At 73.2% G+C, this 17,976-nt stretch carries 15 protein-coding genes; 9 read left to right on the top strand and 6 right to left on the bottom strand.

The genetic code is table 11. The features are described 5' to 3' along the window. Positions 1-40 precede the first annotated feature (40 nt). From manA to FS769_RS02320, 4 genes are all read left to right on the top strand, one after another. On the top strand, positions 41-1,201 hold the full coding sequence (manA, locus tag FS769_RS02335) for a mannose-6-phosphate isomerase, class I (RefSeq protein ID WP_144828865.1): 1,161 nt from the start codon (positions 41-43) through the stop codon (positions 1,199-1,201). A 155-nt stretch (positions 1,202-1,356) separates the two neighbouring features. Continuing rightward, positions 1,357-1,680: a WhiB family transcriptional regulator gene (locus FS769_RS02330; RefSeq protein ID WP_144828863.1), complete on the top strand. Its 324-nt coding sequence runs from the start codon at positions 1,357-1,359 to the stop codon at positions 1,678-1,680. An 86-nt stretch (positions 1,681-1,766) separates the two neighbouring features. Next, on the top strand, positions 1,767-4,610 hold the full coding sequence (locus FS769_RS02325) for a glycosyltransferase (protein ID WP_144828861.1): 2,844 nt from the start codon (positions 1,767-1,769) through the stop codon (positions 4,608-4,610). Then, complete coding sequence (locus FS769_RS02320; protein ID WP_144828859.1) at positions 4,607-5,998, top strand: DUF5719 family protein; 1,392 nt, start codon at positions 4,607-4,609, stop codon at positions 5,996-5,998. The genes FS769_RS02325 and FS769_RS02320 overlap by 4 nt, the downstream gene beginning before the upstream one ends. A gap of 15 nt (positions 5,999-6,013) precedes the next feature. Here the strand turns inward: FS769_RS02320 and FS769_RS02315 are convergent, their stop codons facing one another. Together FS769_RS02315 and FS769_RS02310 are read right to left on the bottom strand one after the other, a co-directional pair. Next, complete coding sequence (locus tag FS769_RS02315; protein ID WP_230704316.1) at positions 6,014-6,448, bottom strand: hypothetical protein; 435 nt, start codon at positions 6,446-6,448, stop codon at positions 6,014-6,016. Between the two features lie 105 nt (positions 6,449-6,553). Beyond that, positions 6,554-7,483: an NADP-dependent oxidoreductase gene (locus FS769_RS02310; RefSeq protein WP_144828856.1), complete on the bottom strand. Its 930-nt coding sequence runs from the start codon at positions 7,481-7,483 to the stop codon at positions 6,554-6,556. Between the two features lie 87 nt (positions 7,484-7,570). On the opposite strand from FS769_RS02310, the gene FS769_RS02305 reads away from it, so the two are divergent. Beyond that, positions 7,571-8,068, top strand: coding sequence for a MarR family winged helix-turn-helix transcriptional regulator (locus FS769_RS02305; RefSeq protein WP_144828853.1), 498 nt, complete (start codon positions 7,571-7,573; stop codon positions 8,066-8,068). Between the two features lie 64 nt (positions 8,069-8,132). Beyond that, on the top strand, positions 8,133-8,339 hold the full coding sequence (locus tag FS769_RS02300) for a DUF3499 family protein (protein ID WP_136587001.1): 207 nt from the start codon (positions 8,133-8,135) through the stop codon (positions 8,337-8,339). Positions 8,340-8,410: 71 nt separating this feature from the next. On the opposite strand, the gene FS769_RS02295 is transcribed toward FS769_RS02300, so the two are convergent. Next, positions 8,411-9,241 carry an RDD family protein gene (locus tag FS769_RS02295; RefSeq protein WP_144828850.1) on the bottom strand — a complete coding sequence of 277 codons (831 nt, stop codon included), beginning with the start codon at positions 9,239-9,241 and terminating at the stop codon, positions 8,411-8,413. 16 nt (positions 9,242-9,257) lie between these two features. Here FS769_RS02295 and FS769_RS02290 point away from each other — a divergent pair, with 16 nt between their 5' ends. From FS769_RS02290 to katG, 3 genes are all read left to right on the top strand, one after another. Next, positions 9,258-10,253 carry a stage II sporulation protein M gene (locus tag FS769_RS02290; protein ID WP_144828847.1) on the top strand — a complete coding sequence of 332 codons (996 nt, stop codon included), beginning with the start codon at positions 9,258-9,260 and terminating at the stop codon, positions 10,251-10,253. 96 nt (positions 10,254-10,349) lie between these two features. Then, positions 10,350-10,811 (top strand): Fur family transcriptional regulator, encoded by a 462-nt coding sequence (locus FS769_RS02285; RefSeq protein WP_144828844.1) that lies wholly within the window; start codon positions 10,350-10,352, stop codon positions 10,809-10,811. Then, positions 10,808-13,060 carry a catalase/peroxidase HPI gene (katG, locus tag FS769_RS02280; protein ID WP_144828841.1) on the top strand — a complete coding sequence of 751 codons (2,253 nt, stop codon included), beginning with the start codon at positions 10,808-10,810 and terminating at the stop codon, positions 13,058-13,060. Before FS769_RS02285 ends, katG begins: the two co-directional genes overlap by 4 nt. 277 nt (positions 13,061-13,337) lie before the next feature. Here katG and FS769_RS02275 read toward each other — a convergent pair whose 3' ends face one another. Genes FS769_RS02275 through FS769_RS02265 form a run of 3 tightly spaced genes read right to left on the bottom strand, consistent with a single transcriptional unit; the run spans position 13,338 to position 17,961 of the window. Then, the gene (locus FS769_RS02275) at positions 13,338-14,297 is read right to left on the bottom strand and encodes an NAD(P)-dependent oxidoreductase (RefSeq protein ID WP_144828838.1); all 960 of its coding nucleotides are present in this window, start codon (positions 14,295-14,297) and stop codon (positions 13,338-13,340) included. Next, positions 14,294-16,942, bottom strand: a complete 2,649-nt coding sequence (locus FS769_RS02270; protein WP_260979670.1) for an alpha/beta fold hydrolase — start codon at positions 16,940-16,942, stop codon at positions 14,294-14,296. The genes FS769_RS02275 and FS769_RS02270 overlap by 4 nt, the downstream gene beginning before the upstream one ends. After that, the gene (locus FS769_RS02265) at positions 16,939-17,961 is read right to left on the bottom strand and encodes a 3-oxoacyl-ACP synthase III (protein ID WP_144828835.1); all 1,023 of its coding nucleotides are present in this window, start codon (positions 17,959-17,961) and stop codon (positions 16,939-16,941) included. Before FS769_RS02265 ends, FS769_RS02270 begins: the two co-directional genes overlap by 4 nt. Positions 17,962-17,976 lie beyond the last annotated feature (15 nt).

Raw genomic sequence — 17,976 nt, 5'->3', positions numbered from 1 at the left:
GGCATCCGGAGACGAGGGGCCCGGCCGGTAGGCTGACGCCGTGCTGATCGCCCTCTCGAACGCGCCCCGCGACTACGCCTGGGGGAGCCCGACGCTGCTCGCCGACCTCGAGGGCCGCGAGCCGTCGGGGGCGCCCGAGGCCGAGGTGTGGTTCGGTGACCACCCCGGTTCTCCCGCCGAGGTGCACGACGGGTCGGGGCTCACGCTGGACCGATGGCTGCCGGCGGCCGGCGACGGGCTCCCGGCGAAGCTGCCCTACCTGCTCAAACTGCTCGCGGCCGGAGCGCCGCTGTCGATCCAGGTGCACCCCTCGAAGCAGCAGGCGGTCGAGGGCTTCGCCCGTGAGGAGGGGGCGGGCGTCGCGCGCGACGCCGCCGAGCGCAACTACAAGGACGACAACCACAAGCCCGAGGTGATCGTCGCCCTGAGCGAGACGTTCACCGCCCTCGCGGGGCTCCGCGACCTCGAGCGCACTCGCGCGCTGATCGACGTGCTGGGCGACGCGCCCGCCGTCTCGACGCTGCGCGGCCACCTGTCCGCCGCCTCCGCCCCCGACGCGCTCCGCGCGGCGATCGGCTGGGTGCTCGGAGAGGCGGATGCCGCGGACGTGGCCCAGATCGTGGATGCCGCGGCCTCGGCCTCGTCCGACGACTTCGCCGCCGAGCTGGCCCTCGTGCGGTCGCTGCACACGGCCTACCCGGCCGACCCGGGCATCGTCGTCGCCCTGCTGATGAACCTCGTGCACCTGCGCCGCGGCGAGGCGATCTTCGTGCCGGCCGGCGTGCTGCACGCCTATGTCGACGGTCTCGGTGTGGAGATCATGGCCGCGAGCGACAACGTGCTGCGCGGCGGCCTGACGCCCAAGCACATCGACGTGGACGAGCTTCTGCACCTCGTCGACTTCGCGCCCGCCGACCCGCCGTTCCTGCGTCCCGCGCCGGCCGGTCCGCAGGCGGAGGTCTTCGCGCCGGGCATCGCGGACTTCGCCCTCGGGCATCTCATCGCCGGTGGCGACACGGCTGTGCTGGAGCTCTCCGGTGTCGCGATCGCCCTCTGCGTCGGGGGAGAGGCACGCGTGACGGGCTCGTCGGGCCGCAGCATCACGCTGGCCCCCGGGCAGGCCGCGCTCGTCACGCCCGACGAGACGCCGCTGACGACCGACGGCGGTGGCGACGTCTTCGTCGCGATGCCCGGGAGCTGAGTGCGACACGCCGAGCGCTCGTCTAAAGGTTCACGTCGGCCTTGAGGGTTTACGATCCGCGACTTGACTCTCGCGAATCACACGGGTGTAATTATGACTGCGCGACACATCGTCAGAAGACGTGTCATGGGGGCGTGAACGAGGCGGAGGACGAGATGGCGACATCGCAGTACCGGTCCGGAGTCCCGGACAACTGGTTCGTTGATCCGGTCGATCTCGGCGTACCCGGCGTCCGTCGCGACATCGACGCCGTCGAAGAGAACACCCTCGCCTGGCAGACCGACGCGCTGTGCTCGCAGACCGACCCCGAGGCGTTCTTCCCCGAGAAGGGTGGCTCGACGCGCGACGCGAAGCGCATCTGCACCTCGTGCGACGTCAAGACCGAGTGCCTCGAGTACGCGCTGCAGAACGACGAGCGCTTCGGCATCTGGGGCGGCCTCAGCGAGCGCGAGCGCCGCAAGCTCAAGCGTCGCGCCTGAGCGGTCGATCGCCCGCCTGAGCGATCCCGTCGGCGACGGCGCGGCGTCCGCGATCGTCCGCGACCGCGCTTAGGCTGATCCGCGTCATGCCCGCCCGTGTACACGCCCTCCTCGTCGTGCGCCCTGAAGGACGCACGCCCGCCGCGCAGCATCTGCAGAGAACCCTCGCTGCACTCGCGGCGCAGACCCGACCCGTCGACGCGCTGACGATCGTGCTGTGCGGCGCCGACTCGGCGCTGACGCAACTGGCGGCGGCATCCGGTGCCGAAGGCGTCATCACCGCCCCCGCCGGAACGCCTTTCGCCGTCGCGACGGCCCTCGCGACGCCCCGACTCACGGGAGATGCGGTGTGGCTGCTCGCGCAGGACACCGCCCCCGACCCTGACGCGCTCGTGCGCCTCGCCGGCGCGCTCGAGCTCTCGCCCTCGCTCGTGGTCGCCGCCCCCAAGCTCATCGCGTGGGACGACCGCGACGAGATCCTCTCTCTCGGCGTGAGCATGAACCGGTACGGGGGAGCCGTCGAGCTCGCCGCCGGAGAACTCGACCAGGGACAGCGCGACGGCGACGCCGACGTACTCGGCGCCGACGTGCGCGGCATGCTCGTGCGTCGCGACGCATGGCTGCAGCTCGGCGGTCTCGACCCCGCTCTCGGCGGAGCCGACGAGGGCCTCGATCTGGGCGTTCGCGCGCGCCTGGCCGGCCACCTCGTCTCTCTCGTGCCGACCGCCCGCGTGGCGGTCGCCGGTGACGGCGTGGCCGCGATGGCGCGAGGCCGGCGTCGTGCGCGGCGCCGCGCGTTCGCGACCCGCACCGCCCAGCTGCATCGCCGTCTCGTCTACGCCCCCGCGCCCACGGTGCTGCTGCACTGGCTGTCGTTCCTGCCGCTCGCGCTCTGGTGCACGATCCTGCACCTGGTGACGAAGGTGCCGTACCGGGTGCTCCCCGAGTGGGGCGCCACCTTGCTCGTGATGGCGCGGCCCGCGGCCGTCGCCCGCGCCCGCCGCCGCATCCGCACGTCGCGGGTCGTGGGGTGGTCGCGTCTCGCGCCGCTGCGCGTCACGCGCTCCGAGATGCGCTTGCGCTTCGAGGGCGACGTCGCCGACCCCGAGGCCCCCGTGCGGTCGGAGCTGCGGTTCTTCGTCGGCGGAGGGGCGTGGACCGTGCTCGGCACCCTCGCTGTGTCGGCGGCGCTGTTCTTCCCGCTCCTGGCCTGGCCGGTGCTCGGCGGGGGAGCTCTGGCGCCGCTGCGCGCGAACGTCACCCAGCTGTGGCAGGACGCCGCGTGGGGCGCCCGCCCCCTCGGCCTCGACGCGATCGGCCCCGCCGACCCGTTCTCGAGCCTCGTCGCCCTCATCGGCACCCTCTCGCCCGGCGAGCCCTCGCGCGCCTTCGTCGTGCTGTGGGTGCTCGCCCTGCCGCTCGCCGTGCTCGGCGGATGGTTCGCCGCCACGCGCGTGACCGAGTCGTCGCTGCTGCGCATCGTCGGCGGACTCGCCTGGGCCCTCGCGCCGACCTTCCTCGCCGCGATCGTCGAGGGTCGACCGGCGGGCGTGCTCGTTCACCTGCTGCTGCCCTGGCTGTTCTACGCCGCGAGCGTCGCGCACCGCTCGTGGGCCCCGGCCGGAGCGGCATCCGTTCTGCTCGTGGGCGTGCTGGCGTGCGCGCCCTCGCTGGCCCCCGCCGTGGTGGTGCTGTGGTCGGCCGCGCTCGTCGTCGTCGCCCTCGTGGCCGCACGCGGCATCGCCCGCGTGGTGTGGCTGCTCGTGCCCTCGGCCGTGATCTTCGCGCCCCTCGTGTGGACGCGCCTGCGCGCCGGCGACCCGTGGGCCCTCCTCGCCGACCCCGGCGTGCCGTACCGCGGCGCCGAGGCCACCGCCGACCCGCTCGGACGAACGCTGCTCGCGGCGGGCTTCCCCACCTCCGACCCGGGCGGATGGGTGTCGCTCACCGGCGGCTCGGTGTGGTGGGTCGGCCTGCTCGTCGCCCCGCTGGCCGTGCTCGCCGTGTTGGCGGTGCTCACGCCGCGGTGGATCACGGCATCCGGCCTCATCCTGATCACGGCCACGGGCCTGGCGACCGCGTTCGCCGCCGTCGGCGTGGCCCTCTCGTTCGACCACTCGGTCGCCGTGCCGCTGTGGCCGGGCGCGGGGCTCAGTCTCGCGTGGATCGGGCTCGTGGGGGGCGCCCTGGTCGCCCTCGACGCGGGGGTTCCGGCGCGCGTCGCCGTGCTGCGACCGCTCGGCGCTCTGGTGGCCCTGGTCGCGCTCGCCGTCAGCGTGGCTCCCGCGCTGACCGCTCAGGTGGCGACCGAGGCATCGGGCCGATCGACGCTCGTCAACGGACCCGTGTCGACCCTGCCCGCCTTCGTCGCGGCCGAGGGGCGCGGGTCGCTGAATCTGGGCACGATCGTGCTCGACCCGCGCGCCGACGGCCTGCGCGTCGACGTCGTCTGGGGCGGCAGCGCGACGCTGTCGGGCCAGAGCACCCTGCAGGCCACCCGCACCTCGCCGACGCCCGAAGACCTCGAGCTGGCCGATCTCGCCGCCGATCTCGTCACCCCGTCGTCCGACGACGTGGTGTCGCGCCTGGCCGCCCACGGCATCGCCTTCGTGCTGCTCGAGTCGGCGCCCGCGGGCGAAGACGACGTCATCCGCGGCACGCGCCTCGGGGCGGCGACCTCTCTCGACCAGCGCGACTCGCTCGACCCGGTCGGCGAGACCTCGCGCGGCGACCTCTGGCGCGTGAACGCCGAGGTGACCCCGCGTCCCGAACTCGACGCGCACCGACTGGGTCTGCAGCGAGTGGTCGCCGCCGGCTCCCTGGGCGTGCTGCTGGTGGCTCTGCTGCTCGCCGTGCCCACGGCCGCCTCGCGGCGGACCGCGCGCCGCACGCCCCGCATCGTCGGTCCGAGCTCGGGAGGATCGCGATGAGCGAGAACCGCATGGCCCGCTTCGCCGCCACGAGCGCCCGCGTCGTCGCCGGCACCGCCGTGGCGACCGCGGCCGTCGTCGGCACGGTCGTCGGCATCGCCGCGCCGTGGCCCTCGTACACCGCCACCCCCGTGCGGGTCGAGTCGACCCCCGCCCCCGGTGACACGGTGCTCGCGTGCGACGGACCGCTGCTCGCCCTCGGGCGCAGCGCCGACTCTGCCGGAGGGCTGAGCGCCGCCGCCGCGCAGCAGCTCGTCAGCGGCCCCGCCGACGCCGACGCCCAGGCCGAGCAGCTCTCCGGAGCGACGGCGGATGCCGACGGCGACGCCCAGGCGCTGCGCGCGGCGCCCCAGGACCGCTCCGAGACGCCGTTGGCCGCCGCCGGATCGGCGACCGTGGCCTCCGACGACCTCGTCGGGTTCTCGGCATCCGCGTGCCGCCCGCCGGAGGCCGAGTCGTGGCTGGTCGGCGGAGCGTCGACGACCGGCGCGAACGACCTCGTCGTGCTGGCCAACCCCGGCGACGTGCCCGCCACCGTGCAGCTGTCGGTGTACGGCGCGCAGGGCGTGTCGACCCCACCCGGGGGCCAGAACCTCGTCGTCCCGGCGCGCGAGCGCAAGGTCGTGCCGCTCGCGGGCCTGCTTCTCGGCGAGGAGAGCCCCGTCGTGCGCGTCGTGTCGTCGGGAGCCCCGGTGCACGCCTCGCTGCAGGCGAGCCTGACGCGCCTGCTGCTGCCCGGCGGCATCGACCAGGTCGCCCCTCTCGCCCAGGCCGACACGCGTCTGGTCATGCCCGGCGTGCAGGTGCTCACCACCGGAGAGGGCCAGGCGGGCACGATCGTGCGTCTGCTGTCGCCCGGGTCCGATGTCACCGCCACCGTGCGCGTGATCCCCGTCGACGCCGCCGGGGCCGAGGCCGCTCCGACCGACGTTCCGCTCACCGCCGGCCTGCCGACCTCGCTCGACCTCTCGGGCCTCGCGGCCGGCGCATACACGGTCGAGGTCTCGGCGACCGCCCCGATCGTCGGGGCGACCTGGTCGACCACCGGGTTCGGCGAGGGGGCCGACTTCGCCTGGTACGTGCCCGCTCCGCGCATCACCGAACCCACCGTCGTCGCCGTCGCGCCCGGCGTGGGCTCGTCGATCGTGCTGGCGACCGAAGACGCCGACGCCTCCGTGACGCTCACTCCCGTCGACGGCGGCGAGGCGATCACCACCGCCGTTCCCGCGGGGGGCACGGCGGCCGTCGCCGTGGCATCCGGGATCTACCGGCTCGAGTCGGCGGAGCCGGTGCGCGCCGCGGTGTCGTACACCGGCACGGGGGCCCTGGCGGCCTACCCGCTGTGGCCCGCGGATGCCGCGGCCGGGGCGCTCACGATCCTGCCCTGACCGCGCGGGTCGGGCTCAGAAGAAGCGGAACCGCTCGGGACCGAGGTCCCACGGGTCGCGGTCGAGGTACTCGGCGGCGGCGCGGAACACGGCGCCCTCGATCATCATGCGGCGGTGCAGGTCGTCGTCGTGGTGCGGGTGACCGAGCCGCTCGATCGGCACGCGGTAGAGGATGATGCGCTTCTCGTCGCGCAGCACCGTCCAGCGCGGGATGCCGTCGGCTGCCGCGGGTGGCATGATGCCGATCTCGAACGACACCTCGCGCAGATCGGACCATGCGGAGCGCAGGAACTCGGCCGCCGCGCCGACGGCGACGTCGAAGCGCTCGACGCGGGTGTCGATCGGGGGGAGGGGCGGCCGCACGATCGGGCTGCGGTTCTCGCGACCGTGCCGACCGTGACGCGAGGGGCGGGCCACGGGTCGCGCTTCGCGGGACCGACGACGCATCATGCGTTCATCCTACGTTCGCGGGCCGACCCGCGGTCATCCGGCGGACGCCGGACGGCCCGCGGGTCGGCATCGGCGCGGGAGACGCCGAGGCGGACCGCGATCGACTCACGGGACGACGACGACCTTGCCGGCGATGCGTCCCGCCATGGCCTCGGCGTGCAGAGCGGGCAGGTCGACGAGGTCGATGCGCCGGTCGACCTCGACGGTGAGCTCTCCCGCGTCGACGAGGGCGACGATCTCGGCGAGCCGCGGGGTGTCGGCCCGGACGAAGACGGTCTTGGCGTCGACGCCACGGCGGTCGTCGCCCGGGGTCGCCATGAACGCCGTGGTGCTGACCACGACCCCGCCGTCGCGCACGAGGGCGACCAGGGCGGCGAAGTCGTCGGGGTCGAGAGGGGCAAGGTTCAGCAGCACGTCGACGGGTTCGGCGACGGAGTCGAGCAGTGAGGCGCGCGTGCGGTCGACGATCTGGTCGGCTCCCGCCGCACGCACGGCGTCGAGGCTGCGCGGGCTCGCCGTCGCGATGACGTGCGCCCCGGCGCGGTGGGCGAGGCGCACGGCGTGGACGCCGACGGCTCCTCCGGCGCCCACGATCAACAGCCGCTGGCCGGCGCGGAGCCCGCCGTCGTCGAACAGCGCCTGCCACGCGGTCAGTGCCACCGAAGGGAGGGCCGCTGCATCGACGAGATCGACGGCGCGGGGAGCAGCCGTGACGGCGTCGGCCGGGGCCACGACGAACTCCGCGGCGCCGCCGTCGGTCTGCATCGGGAGGAACCCGACCACCGGCTGGCCGATCTCGAGGTCGTCGACGCCGGCACCGATCGCATCGACCGTGCCCGACACGTCATAGCCGGGCACGTGGGGGAGCTCGACGGGAATGGGGAGGAACCCGGCACGCATGCCGTTGTCGGCGGCGTTGAACGCGGATGCCGCGACCTTCAGTCGCACCTGCCCCGGGCCGGGGGCCGGCAGCTCGACGTCGTCGAGTCGCAGGACGTCGGGTCCGCCCACTTCGTGGAATCGCATGGCCTTCATGGGGTGTCCTCTCGTAAGTGCTTTGGATTCGAAGCAATACCGGAACGCTAACACTGCTACGAACTCGAAGCAAGATAGGATCTCGATATGACACGGAACACCGCGGAGGTCACCCCCACGCAGCTCCAGGCGTACTTCGCCTTCACCGAGGTGAGCAGCCTGCTTCGGCACGCGGTCGAGAAGCAGCTCCGCGATGCCGGCGATCTGAGCTACGTGCAGTTCCAGCTGCTGGCGACCCTGGGCGACAGTCCCGACGGGCGCCTGCGCATGACGGATCTGGCCGACCGCGTCGTCTACAGTCGCAGCGGACTGACCTACCAGGCGCAGGTACTCGAGGGGCGGGGGCTGGTGACGAGGGCGCCGTCACCCGACGACGAGCGCAGCGTGGTGGTCGCCCTCACCTCGGCGGGGCGCGACGTGCTCGGCGCCGTCTTCCCCGGCCACATCGATGCGTTGCACCGCCTGCTGTTCTCGTCGCTCACCGACGCCGACATCGTCGACCTGGGGCGGATCCTGCAGCGCGCCGCCGATCACCTGCGGGCGGATCCGCCGCGCTCCGCCGCCCCGCGTCGACGCAAGGCATGACGCGCCGGGCGATGCGCGGCGCGGCGTCGTCGCGGTGTCGGAGGGGGTGGCTAGGCTGACCGCGATGCGCGACAGACTCTGCTCGAAGGTGGGATGCGCCCGCGAGGCGATGAGCACCCTCACCTACGACTACGGCGACCAGATGGCGGCCCTCGGCCCGCTGGGCCCCGCCGGCGATCCGCACGCCCACGACCTGTGCGCGATCCACGCCGACCGCCTCTCCGTTCCCAAGGGCTGGGTCGTCGTGCGGCACGAGACGCTGCGCGCCTGAGCGGCTGCCCGCCCTCCCGGGCGTGACACACGCGTCGCCGCCGCGGCGACGATCACCGCCGACTTACGCGGTCACGCCTTCTCGGTGAGGGCCGCGGCCCGCTCGTTCTCGAGCAGCAGGGCGCGGTACTCCCGGTCGCGGCGCACCGACGACACCGCCCGCACGAGCATCTCGGCATCCACCGGGGGGACGGGCGAGACGTACGGGCGCACGGACTCGGCCAGCGACGCGGCGACGCGCGCCCGTGCGGCGGGCTCGAGGGCGTCGGCACCCCGCACGAACTGCGCCAGGCGCGCGGCGAGCCGGTCGGGCAGGCGTGAGACGTCGGCGACGGCCGCCCACGCCTCCATACCCGGGGGCAACCCGGGAGCGGGCGGGGGCAGGCGACGCGTGCGCGTGCGCTCGCTCGCGGTGCCGGCCAGCAGATCGCCCAGGCGCTGCGCGCGCGGGGTGAATATGCCCACCGCGGCGGCGACCGCGCCGAAGGTGAACCAGATCTCGAGCACGCCGGTGAGCGCGCGGATGAGGGCCTGACGGAAGCCCGCGGCCCCGCCGTCGGTGCGCACGATGCGCGCCCCCACCGCGAGCCGGCCGAGACTGCGGCCGCGGGAGAGGGTCTCGACCACGGTCGGGATGGCGACCATCACGAGAACGAACAGCGAGATGACGCCGATGCCGATCGCCGACTCGGGCAGCGCCCCGTTGGTCACCAGCGCCGTGAGCAGGATGGCCCCGCCGATGAGCACCACGACGCCGACGACGAAGTCGATGAGGCATCCGACCGCGCGCAGGAAGAAGCCGATCGGCTGCACGTCGAGCGCGACGGCCTCGCCCGTCAACGTCTCCTCGGCGCTCTCGTGCACGAGAGCGACCGCGGGAACGGGGGTCGACGACGAAGCCATGCGTACAGTTGACCACATGGACCTCGACGCCCTCACGGCCGCGCGGCGGGACGAGTGGGCGCGGCTCGACGAACTGGGCCGTCGCCGGCGTCTGCGCGGGGCCGAGGTCGACGAGCTCGTGACGCGCTACCGCGCGGCATCCGCCGATCTCGCCGACATCAAGACCTCCGCCGGTCGCACGCCCGAGGGCGACTACGTCTCGGTGCTGCTCGCCCGCACGCGCCTGCGACTCACCGGGGTTCGCGAGAACGTGCTGAAGCAGCTGCCGCGTTTCTTCGTGCTGCAGCTTCCGGCCGCGCTGTACCGCGTGCGCTGGACGACGCTCGGGGTGGCGGTCTTCTTCGTGATCGTGGCGACCCTCATGGCGCTGTGGATCTCGGGCAATCCCGCCGCCGTCGCCTCGCTCGGCGCCGAGAGCCAACTGCAGAACTACGCCGACGAGCAGTTCGTGAGCTATTACCGCGAGAACCCGAACGCGATCTTCGCCGGCACCGTCTGGACGAACAACGCGTGGATCGCGGCGCAGTGCGTGCTGTTCGGCGTCACCGGCATCTGGCCGGCGATGGTCATCATGCAGAACGCCGTCAACGTGGGGCAGTCGGCCGCCATCATGATCGCCTTCGACCGGGCCGACGTGTTCTTCCAGTTCATCCTCCCGCACGGTCTGCTCGAGCTCACCGCGATCTTCGTCGCGGGGGCGGCGGGCCTGCAGATCTTCTGGGCGTGGGTCGCGCCGGGCCGGCGCACGCGGGGCGAGGCACTCGCTGCCGCCGGGCGCTCGCTGGCCACGATCGCGGTCGGGCTCGTGTTCGCCCTCGCCCTCTCGGGTGTCGTCGAGGGCTTCGTGACCCCGCGCGAGTGGCCCTGGCAGATCAAGATCGCCATCGGGGCCGCGGTCCTCGGGGTGTTCCTCTTCTACATGCTGTGGGTCGGGCGTCGCGCGGCGCGAGCGGGCGAGACCGGCGACCTCACGGAGTACGAGGCCGGGACTCCCACGCTCACCGCGGGCTGACGGCATCCGATCTCTCGGGTGATCCATCGCCCCGCGTTCCCGACCGTTCCCCGGCGTGTCATTTTTGATTCACTCAAAACTAGCTAGACTGGCGACATGCTCGACAGTCAGCCGGATGCCGCCGCGGATGCCCTCATCCGCGGAGCCGGGCTGCGGGTCACGGCGACACGCGTCGCCGTGCTCGACGCCCTCCGCGCCCGGCCGCACGCCACCGCCGACGACGTCTTCGACCGCATCGTCGGCTCCCTCCCCGGAACGAGCAAGCAGTCGGTGTACAACGCGCTCGGCGACTTCGCCGACGCGGGACTCGCCCGCCGCATCGAACCCGCCGGCCACGCCGGCACCTTCGAACTGCGCGTGGGCGACAACCACCACCACGTGGTGTGCACCCGCTGCGGTCGCATCGACGACGTGGACTGCGTCGTCGGGTCGGCGCCGTGCCTGCACGTGCCGGAGGGGAGCGGCTATCTCATCGAGACCGCCGAGGTGACGTTCTGGGGCGTGTGCTCCGATTGCCGAGCCGAATCCGAAGCCGAAAAACCGAGAGGATCCCGATGAGCGACACTCTGAACGGATGCCCCGTCTTCCCCGACGGCGCCGCCCCCGACGACAACAGACTGCCCGTGGGCGAAGCCCCCGCCGACAGCGAGCCCGCCGGCGCCCTGCCCCACCCCACCCAGGGTTCCGCCAACCGCGTGTGGTGGCCCGAGAGCCTGAACGTCAAGATCCTCGCGAAGAACAACGCCCTGCGCGACCCGCTCGACGAAGGCTTCGACTACCGCGCCGCCTTCGAGGCCCTCGACCTGGATGCCGTCAAGAGCGACATCCAGCAGGTCATGACCACCTCGCAGGACTGGTGGCCCGCCGACTTCGGCCACTACGGCCCCCTCATGATCCGCATGGCCTGGCACAGCGCCGGCACCTACCGCGTGACCGACGGTCGCGGCGGCTCGGGCGCGGGCATGCAGCGCTTCGCCCCGCTGAACAGCTGGCCCGACAACGTCAACCTCGACAAGGCCCGTCGTCTGCTCTGGCCCGTCAAGAAGAAGTACGGCCAGTCGATCTCGTGGGCCGACCTCATGATCCTCGCCGGCAACGTCGCGCTCGAAGACATGGGCTTCCCGACCTTCGGCTTCGCCGGCGGCCGCACCGACGTGTGGGAGCCCGACGACGACGTGTACTGGGGCCCCGAGACCACGTGGCTCGGCGACGAGCGTTACACGGGCAACCGCGAGCTCGAGAAGCCGCTCGCGGCGGTGCAGATGGGCCTCATCTACGTCAACCCCGAGGGCCCCAACGGCGAGCCCGATCCGCAGCTGTCGGCCCACGACATCCGCGAGACGTTCGGTCGCATGGCCATGAACGACGAGGAGACCGTCGCCCTCATCGCCGGTGGTCACACCTTCGGCAAGACGCACGGTGCCGCGAGCGACTCGCACGTCGGCGCCAACCCCGAGGCCGCCGACATCAACGACCAGGGCCTGGGCTGGAAGAACAGCCACGGCACCGGCAAGGGCGACGACACCATCACCAGCGGCCTCGAGGTCACGTGGACCTACCACCCCACCCGCTGGGACAACGAGTTCTTCCACATCCTCTTCGCCTACGAGTGGGAGCTCTTCCAGAGCCCCGCGGGTGCGCACCAGTGGCGTCCCAAGAACGGCGGGGGAGCCGACATGGTCCCCGAGGCGCACTCCGACGGCCGCCGCGAGCCCCGCATGCTCACGAGCGACCTGGCGCTGCGCGTCGACCCGGCGTATGAGAAGATCTCGCGCCGCTTCGCCGAGGACCCGGCCGCTTTCCAGGACGCCTTCGCCCGCGCCTGGTTCAAGCTCACCCACCGCGACATGGGACCGCGCGAGCGCTACCTCGGCTCCGAGGTGCCCGCCGAGGTGCTCGTGTGGCAGGACCCCGTGCCCGCCGTCGACCACCCGCTGATCGACGAGGCGGATGCCGCCGCGCTCAAGAAGCAGATCCTCGACAGCGGCCTCACGGTGCAGCAGCTCGTCACCACGACGTGGGCCGCGGCCTCCACGTTCCGCGGCAGCGACAAGCGCGGTGGCGTGAACGGCGCGCGCATCCGCCTCGAGCCGCAGAAGAGCTGGACGATCAACAACCCCGAGCAGCTGGCATCCGTTCTCTCCGTCCTCGAAGGCGTGAAGGCGGCCTTCGACGCGCAGGGCGAGAAGAAGGTGTCGATCGCCGACCTGCTCGTGCTCGCGGGCAACGCCGGTGTCGAGCAGGCCGCCCTCGCCGGCGGCGCCGAGGTCGAGGTGCCCTTCACCCCCGGGCGCACCGACGCCTCGCAGGAGCAGACCGAGATCGAGTCGTTCCGCTGGCTCGAGCCGGTCGCCGACGGCTTCCGCAACTACGCCTCGCGCTCGACGCGGCTGCCGGCGGAGTTCCTGCTGCTCGACAAGGCCAACCTGCTCACGCTCACCGCTCCCGAGATGACCGTGCTGGTCGGCGGCCTGCGCGCGATCGGCGCCAACTGGGACGGCAGCGACTGGGGCGTGTTCACCGACACCCCCGGCGCCCTGACCAACGACGTGTTCGCGAACCTGCTCGACCTCGGCACGACGTGGAAGCCGCTCGACAGCGGCAAGCACGCGTTCGAGGGCACGAAGGACGGCTCGGGCGAGAAGGTCGGCATCGGCACCCGCGTCGACCTGGTGTTCTCGTCGAACTCCGAGCTGCGCGCGCTCGCCGAGGTCTACGCCTCGGACGACGCCAAGGAGAAGTTCGTGCGCGACTTCGTCGCCGCGTGGCGCAAGGTCACCGAGCTCGACCGGTTCGACCTGGTCTGAGCCGCGGCATCCGGAAGGCCCGTCCCCTCGTGGGGCGGGCCTTCCGGCGCGTGGAGAGCGCCGCGTTGCGAGCAGACCATGTCCCACTACTGGCTGTCTGGGCGGGGGTCGGGCAGCCCTTTTCGGGACATGCTCTGCGCGGAGTGGGACGCGGGGGTCGGGGCAGACCATGTCCCACTTCTGGCTGTCTGAGCCGGCGTCAGGCAGCCCTTTTCGGGACATGCTCTGCGCGGAGTGGGACGCGGGGGACTGAGGAGGGGACCGGATGCCGCGCGGCTCAGGCGCGCGCGAGGCGGCGCAGGCCCTCGTCGAGCGAGACCGCGGGCGTCCACCGCAGGTCGCGGCGGATCTCGGTCTGGTCGAACCAGTGCGCGGTCGACAGCTGCTCGGCGAGGAAGCGCGTCATGGGCGGCTCGTCCTCACCCGGGCGTACGGCCCACACGCGCTCGATGAGGGAGCCTGCGGCCTTGGCGAGGCCCGCGGGCACGCTGAACCGCGGGGGCGTGACGCCCGAGGCGCGGCAGATGCCCGCCAGCAGGTCGCCGACCGGCCGCGGTTCGCCGTTGGTCAGCACGTAGGCGCGGCCGCTGACCTCGTCGACGCGGTGGAGGGCGGCGACGATCCCGGATGCCGCGTTGTCGACGTACGTGGAGTCGATGAGCGCCGTGCCGCCGTCGAGCAGCGGCAGCGTGCCCCGGCGGGCGCGCGCGACGACGCGGGCGATGAGCTGCGTGTCGCCCGGTCCCCACACGAGGTGCGGGCGGATGGCGACGAGGGCGGTGTCGCCCCCGGCACGGGAGAGGGCCAGCAGCTCGGCCTCGGCCTTGGTGCGGGCGTACTCGCCATGCGCGGCCTGCGGATCGGCGGGCTCGGCGCCGACACCGGCGAGGGCGTGACCGGCGTGAGCGACCGAGGGCGACGACACGTGCACGATGCGGGTGACCCCGGCCGCGGCCGCGGCGTCGAGAAGTGTGCGCGTGCCCTCGACGTTCACGGCGCGGAACTGCGCCGGGTCTCCCGCGAGGGAGACCTTCGCCGCCAGGTGCACGATCCCGTCGATCCCCTCGAGGGCGGATGCCACGGCATCCGGATCCGTCACCGAACCCAGGCGGTCGTCGGCTCCGTCGACACCCGAGGGGCGGCGCTGCAGGGTGCGCACGTCGTGGCCGGCGTCGTGCAGGGCGTGGACGACGGCGCGGCCGAGGAACCCGGATGCCCCGGTCGCGAGCACCTTCACGGTGCGCTCGGCTTCTCGCCCGCGAGCACGCGCTCGGCCCACGCCGACACGCGCGTGCGGTCGATCTTGGAGTTGTGCCGGATGTCGGTCGGCAGCGTCGGCACCACGAGCACCGCCGCGAGGCGCTGCGCGGTGGCCGCGCGCACGGCCTCGGTGAGCTCGGGCGAGGCCAGGCCCGGGCGACGGGCCCCCGTCTCGACGACCGCGACGACGACCTGTCGGCCCGCGGGGCCGACCCCGACCGCCGCCGCGCGCTGCACGGCCGGAACGGTCTCGGCGTCTTGCTCGATGCCCACCGGGGTCACGGGACCCTCGGCGGTGGTGATGACGTGGGGGAGACGGCCCTCGACCCACAGCCGCCCCTCGGCGTCGAGGTGTCCGACATCGCCTGTGCGGTGCCACCGCTCGCCGAGCCCGCGGCGGGCCTCGCGGTCGGTGAGGTGCAGGCGGAAGTAGCCGCGCTTGAGATGCGGTGCCGAGATGACGATCTCGCCGGTGACCCGCGGTTCGGTCGTCGTGTCGTCGGACGAACGGCCGAGCTCGTCGAGAGGGGCGATGCGCACCTCGCCGGTGCCGAGCGGACGACCCACGCACACACCGCGGTCTCCCGCGGCGGCCTCGATCTCGGGCAGGGTCACGTCGGCGACGAGCAGGCACTCGGTCATGCCGTAGGGGGTGTGCGCGACCGCGTTCGGCATGAGGGCCTGCGCGCGGCGCAGCAGGTCGACGCCCACGGGCGCGCCGGTGGAGAGGAACGTCTCGACGCGCGAGAGCGCGGCCCGGTCGGCATCCGTCAGCCCTCCGGCGGTCGCGACGACGTTGGCCACCGCGGCGGGGGAGAGGAACACGATCCGCGCGTCGGAGGCGCGCACGGCGGCGGCGACGGCTGCGGCGGTGAGGGTGCGCGGGGCCGAGACGTCCATGTCGGGCGTCGCCGAGCGCGTGCCGAGGGCGGGGCCCAGCAGAGCGAACGGGGCGAAGCCGGTGACCAGCCCCGTGTCGGCCGTGACGCCGAAGTGTACGGCGAGGGTGTCGCGGAGGGCAGAGAGCTGCGCGTGCGTGTACACGACGCCCTTGGCCGGCCCCGTGGACCCCGAGGTGAACAGCACCGCGGCGTCGGCATCGGCGGCGGGAGGCGCGGGCAGGGGGCGGCCCCGGCCGGCGCGAGCGAGGTCGGAGAGGCTCGCCTCGACCCCGAGCGCCCGCGACGATGCCGCGGGAAGCGCGGCGGCAGAGATGCGTCGCCCCGGCCAGCCGAGGGCACGGGCGGCCGCGAGACCGGCGGCCTCGCCGATGACGACGTCGGGCACCGCGCCGCGCACGGCGCGGGAGAGGCCCCGGATGCCGAGACCCCGGTCGGCCACGACGACCACGGCCCCGATGCGCAGGCACGCGTACAGCGCCGCCGTGAGGGTGGGGCCGGGCTGCACGAGCAGCGAGACGCGGTCGCCGGCGCGGACGCCGAAGGCGTCGAGGCCCGCGGCGAGCTCGTCGACCCGCGTGGACAGCTGACGCCAGCTCACGTTCAGAGGGCCGTCGCCGCGCGCGGTCGTCATGTCGATCACGGCGGTGTCGTCGTCGTCGCGGCGCGCGTCGAGGGCATCCCACAGGCGGCCGGTGGGGGCCGGACGCTTCCGCGACGAGGCGCGGCGCGTGCGGGGGGCTGCCGGCGCGGCATCCGGAACCTTCTCGTCGAGCCAGTCGAGCACGACGTCGGCGTAGGGGCGCTCCTCGGCGAGCAGGTGTCCGGCACCCTCGAAGCGGTGCACATCGGCGTGGGGCAGACGCTCGGTGAGGTCGTCGAGGTGATCCTCGCCGAACACCGGGTCTTTCGGACCGCGCAGCAGCAGCGCCGGCACCTGAAGCTCGCGCAGGCCCGCCGACATGCGGTGCAGCGCGGGAGTGCTCTCGTGCGCGGGGGTCGCGGGGATGTCGCTGACGAACCCGCCGATGCCTCGGCGGCGGGCGATCGTCGCGTAGGGGGCGCGGAAGGCCGCGCGCACGGCCGGGTCGAGGTCGGCGAGGGCCAGCGTCACGTCGAGGAACGCCGTCGTGCCGGTCGTGCCGGCGGCGAGCATGCCGCGGGCCGTCGCTACGCGCAGCGCGAAGGGCAGCTCGGCCCCATCGGGGTGATGCACGGCGGTGTTCAGGGCGATGACGGCCGCGAGGCGGTCGCGGTTCTCGACGGCCCACCCGAGCGAGACGGGCCCGCCCCAGTCGTGACCGATCGTGACGATCGGACCCCGGATGCCGAGCTCCGTCACGAGCGCGTCGAGATCGGCGATGCGCTGGGCGAGGGTGCGGCGCAGCGGTGTGCGCTCCGAGAAGCCCATCTCGAGCTGGTCGACGGCGACGACGCGCCAGGGCGTCGCCCCCGCGTCGGCACGGGCGAGAGAGGCGTTCACGAGAGCGCGCCACAGGTACGACCACGTGGGATTTCCGTGCACCGCGACGATCGTGCCGCGCGGCTCGACGCCGCGTTCGGCGAGGGCGTCGCCGGTGTCGAGCACGTGCCAGAGCCGGGTCTCACCCGCATCGGCGAGCACTCCGTCGACGCTCACGAGCCGTGAGAGGGCGGGATCGAGACCGGGGAGACCGGCCGGGGGCAGGGTGGCCTGCGAACCGATCACGCGGGGGTGACTCACCAGGCCAGCTCCAGCATGCCGGTGTTGAGTCCGGAGCCCACTCCCATCAGCAGCACGCGATCACCCCGCCGCAGCGTCTTCTGCTCGGCGGCCAGGGTGATGGGGATCGACGCCGGGCCGACGTTGCCCAGTTCGGGGTAGGTGACGGGAACGCGGTCGCGGTCGAGCTTGGCGGCTCGCACGATCGCGTTGGTGTGCACCGACGAGACCTGGTGGGTGACGTAGCGGTCCATGCCCGTCCATTCGAACTCGCCCTTGGCCTCTTTCCAGGCCGAGACGACGAGGTCGAGGCCGCCCTTGAGCAGCGCCTTGGCGTCGGTGAACATGCCGTCGACGCTGCCGACGCAGAGGTCGTAGAACTGGGTCGCCGCGCGCGTCACGCCGCCGACGATGCGGTGGCCCTCGGGGTGGTCGCTCGCGCGACCGAGGACGGCGGCGGCCGCACCCGAGCCGAGGGTGAGGGAGGCGAACTCCTGCATGAACGCGTCGCGGTCGAGGTCTTCGCGCACGAGACGGTTGATCGTGTTGACCTGGATCTCGTCGGCGTCCTCGCCGTTGACGATGAGGGCGTACTTGACCTGACCCGACTGGATCATGCCGGCGGCCAGACTCATGCCGTTGATGAAGCCGAGGCAGGCGTTGGCGACGTCGAAGTTGATCGCCGAGCTCGGCAGGCCCAGACCGTGGTGCAGGCGCACCGCGACCGAGGGCTCGAGGTGCTTGCGGGTCACCGAGGTGTTGATGATCAGGCCGATCTCGCGGGGATCGACCCCGGCCTCGGCGAGGGCCTGCTTGCCCGCGGCGATCGTGGCCTCGTCGGACGACTCGCCGTCGGCCCAGTTGCGGCGCTCGTTGACGCCCGCCACGCGGCGGAGCAGCCCCGGCTTGAGCTTGAGTCGCTTCAGCGCGGGAGCCAGACGCTCCTCGATGTCATCCGACGTCGTGATGCGGCTGGGCAAGACGCTCGCCACCGACACGAGGGCCACATCGTCGAAGTGCGTAGTGGCGTTTCCTGGCAAGAGAGCTCCCGCATC

Source organism: Microbacterium sp. BH-3-3-3, assembly GCF_007679045.1.
GTDB classification, from domain to species: Bacteria; Actinomycetota; Actinomycetes; order Actinomycetales; family Microbacteriaceae; genus Microbacterium; species Microbacterium algihabitans.
This window is presented reverse-complemented; position numbering and strand designations above follow the sequence as displayed.

Coding starts and splice junctions, on each gene's coding strand:
- FS769_RS02305 (WP_144828853.1), top strand. CDS start 7,571: ATGACACGGAACACCGCGGAGGTCACCCCCACGCAGCTCCAGGCGTAC.
- FS769_RS02315 (WP_230704316.1), bottom strand. CDS start 6,448: ATGATGCGTCGTCGGTCCCGCGAAGCGCGACCCGTGGCCCGCCCCTCG.
- FS769_RS02300 (WP_136587001.1), top strand. CDS start 8,133: ATGCGCGACAGACTCTGCTCGAAGGTGGGATGCGCCCGCGAGGCGATG.
- FS769_RS02320 (WP_144828859.1), top strand. CDS start 4,607: ATGAGCGAGAACCGCATGGCCCGCTTCGCCGCCACGAGCGCCCGCGTC.
- FS769_RS02325 (WP_144828861.1), top strand. CDS start 1,767: ATGCCCGCCCGTGTACACGCCCTCCTCGTCGTGCGCCCTGAAGGACGC.
- FS769_RS02295 (WP_144828850.1), bottom strand. CDS start 9,241: ATGGCTTCGTCGTCGACCCCCGTTCCCGCGGTCGCTCTCGTGCACGAG.
- FS769_RS02285 (WP_144828844.1), top strand. CDS start 10,350: ATGCTCGACAGTCAGCCGGATGCCGCCGCGGATGCCCTCATCCGCGGA.
- FS769_RS02310 (WP_144828856.1), bottom strand. CDS start 7,483: ATGAAGGCCATGCGATTCCACGAAGTGGGCGGACCCGACGTCCTGCGA.
- FS769_RS02290 (WP_144828847.1), top strand. CDS start 9,258: ATGGACCTCGACGCCCTCACGGCCGCGCGGCGGGACGAGTGGGCGCGG.
- katG (WP_144828841.1), top strand. CDS start 10,808: ATGAGCGACACTCTGAACGGATGCCCCGTCTTCCCCGACGGCGCCGCC.
- FS769_RS02330 (WP_144828863.1), top strand. CDS start 1,357: ATGGCGACATCGCAGTACCGGTCCGGAGTCCCGGACAACTGGTTCGTT.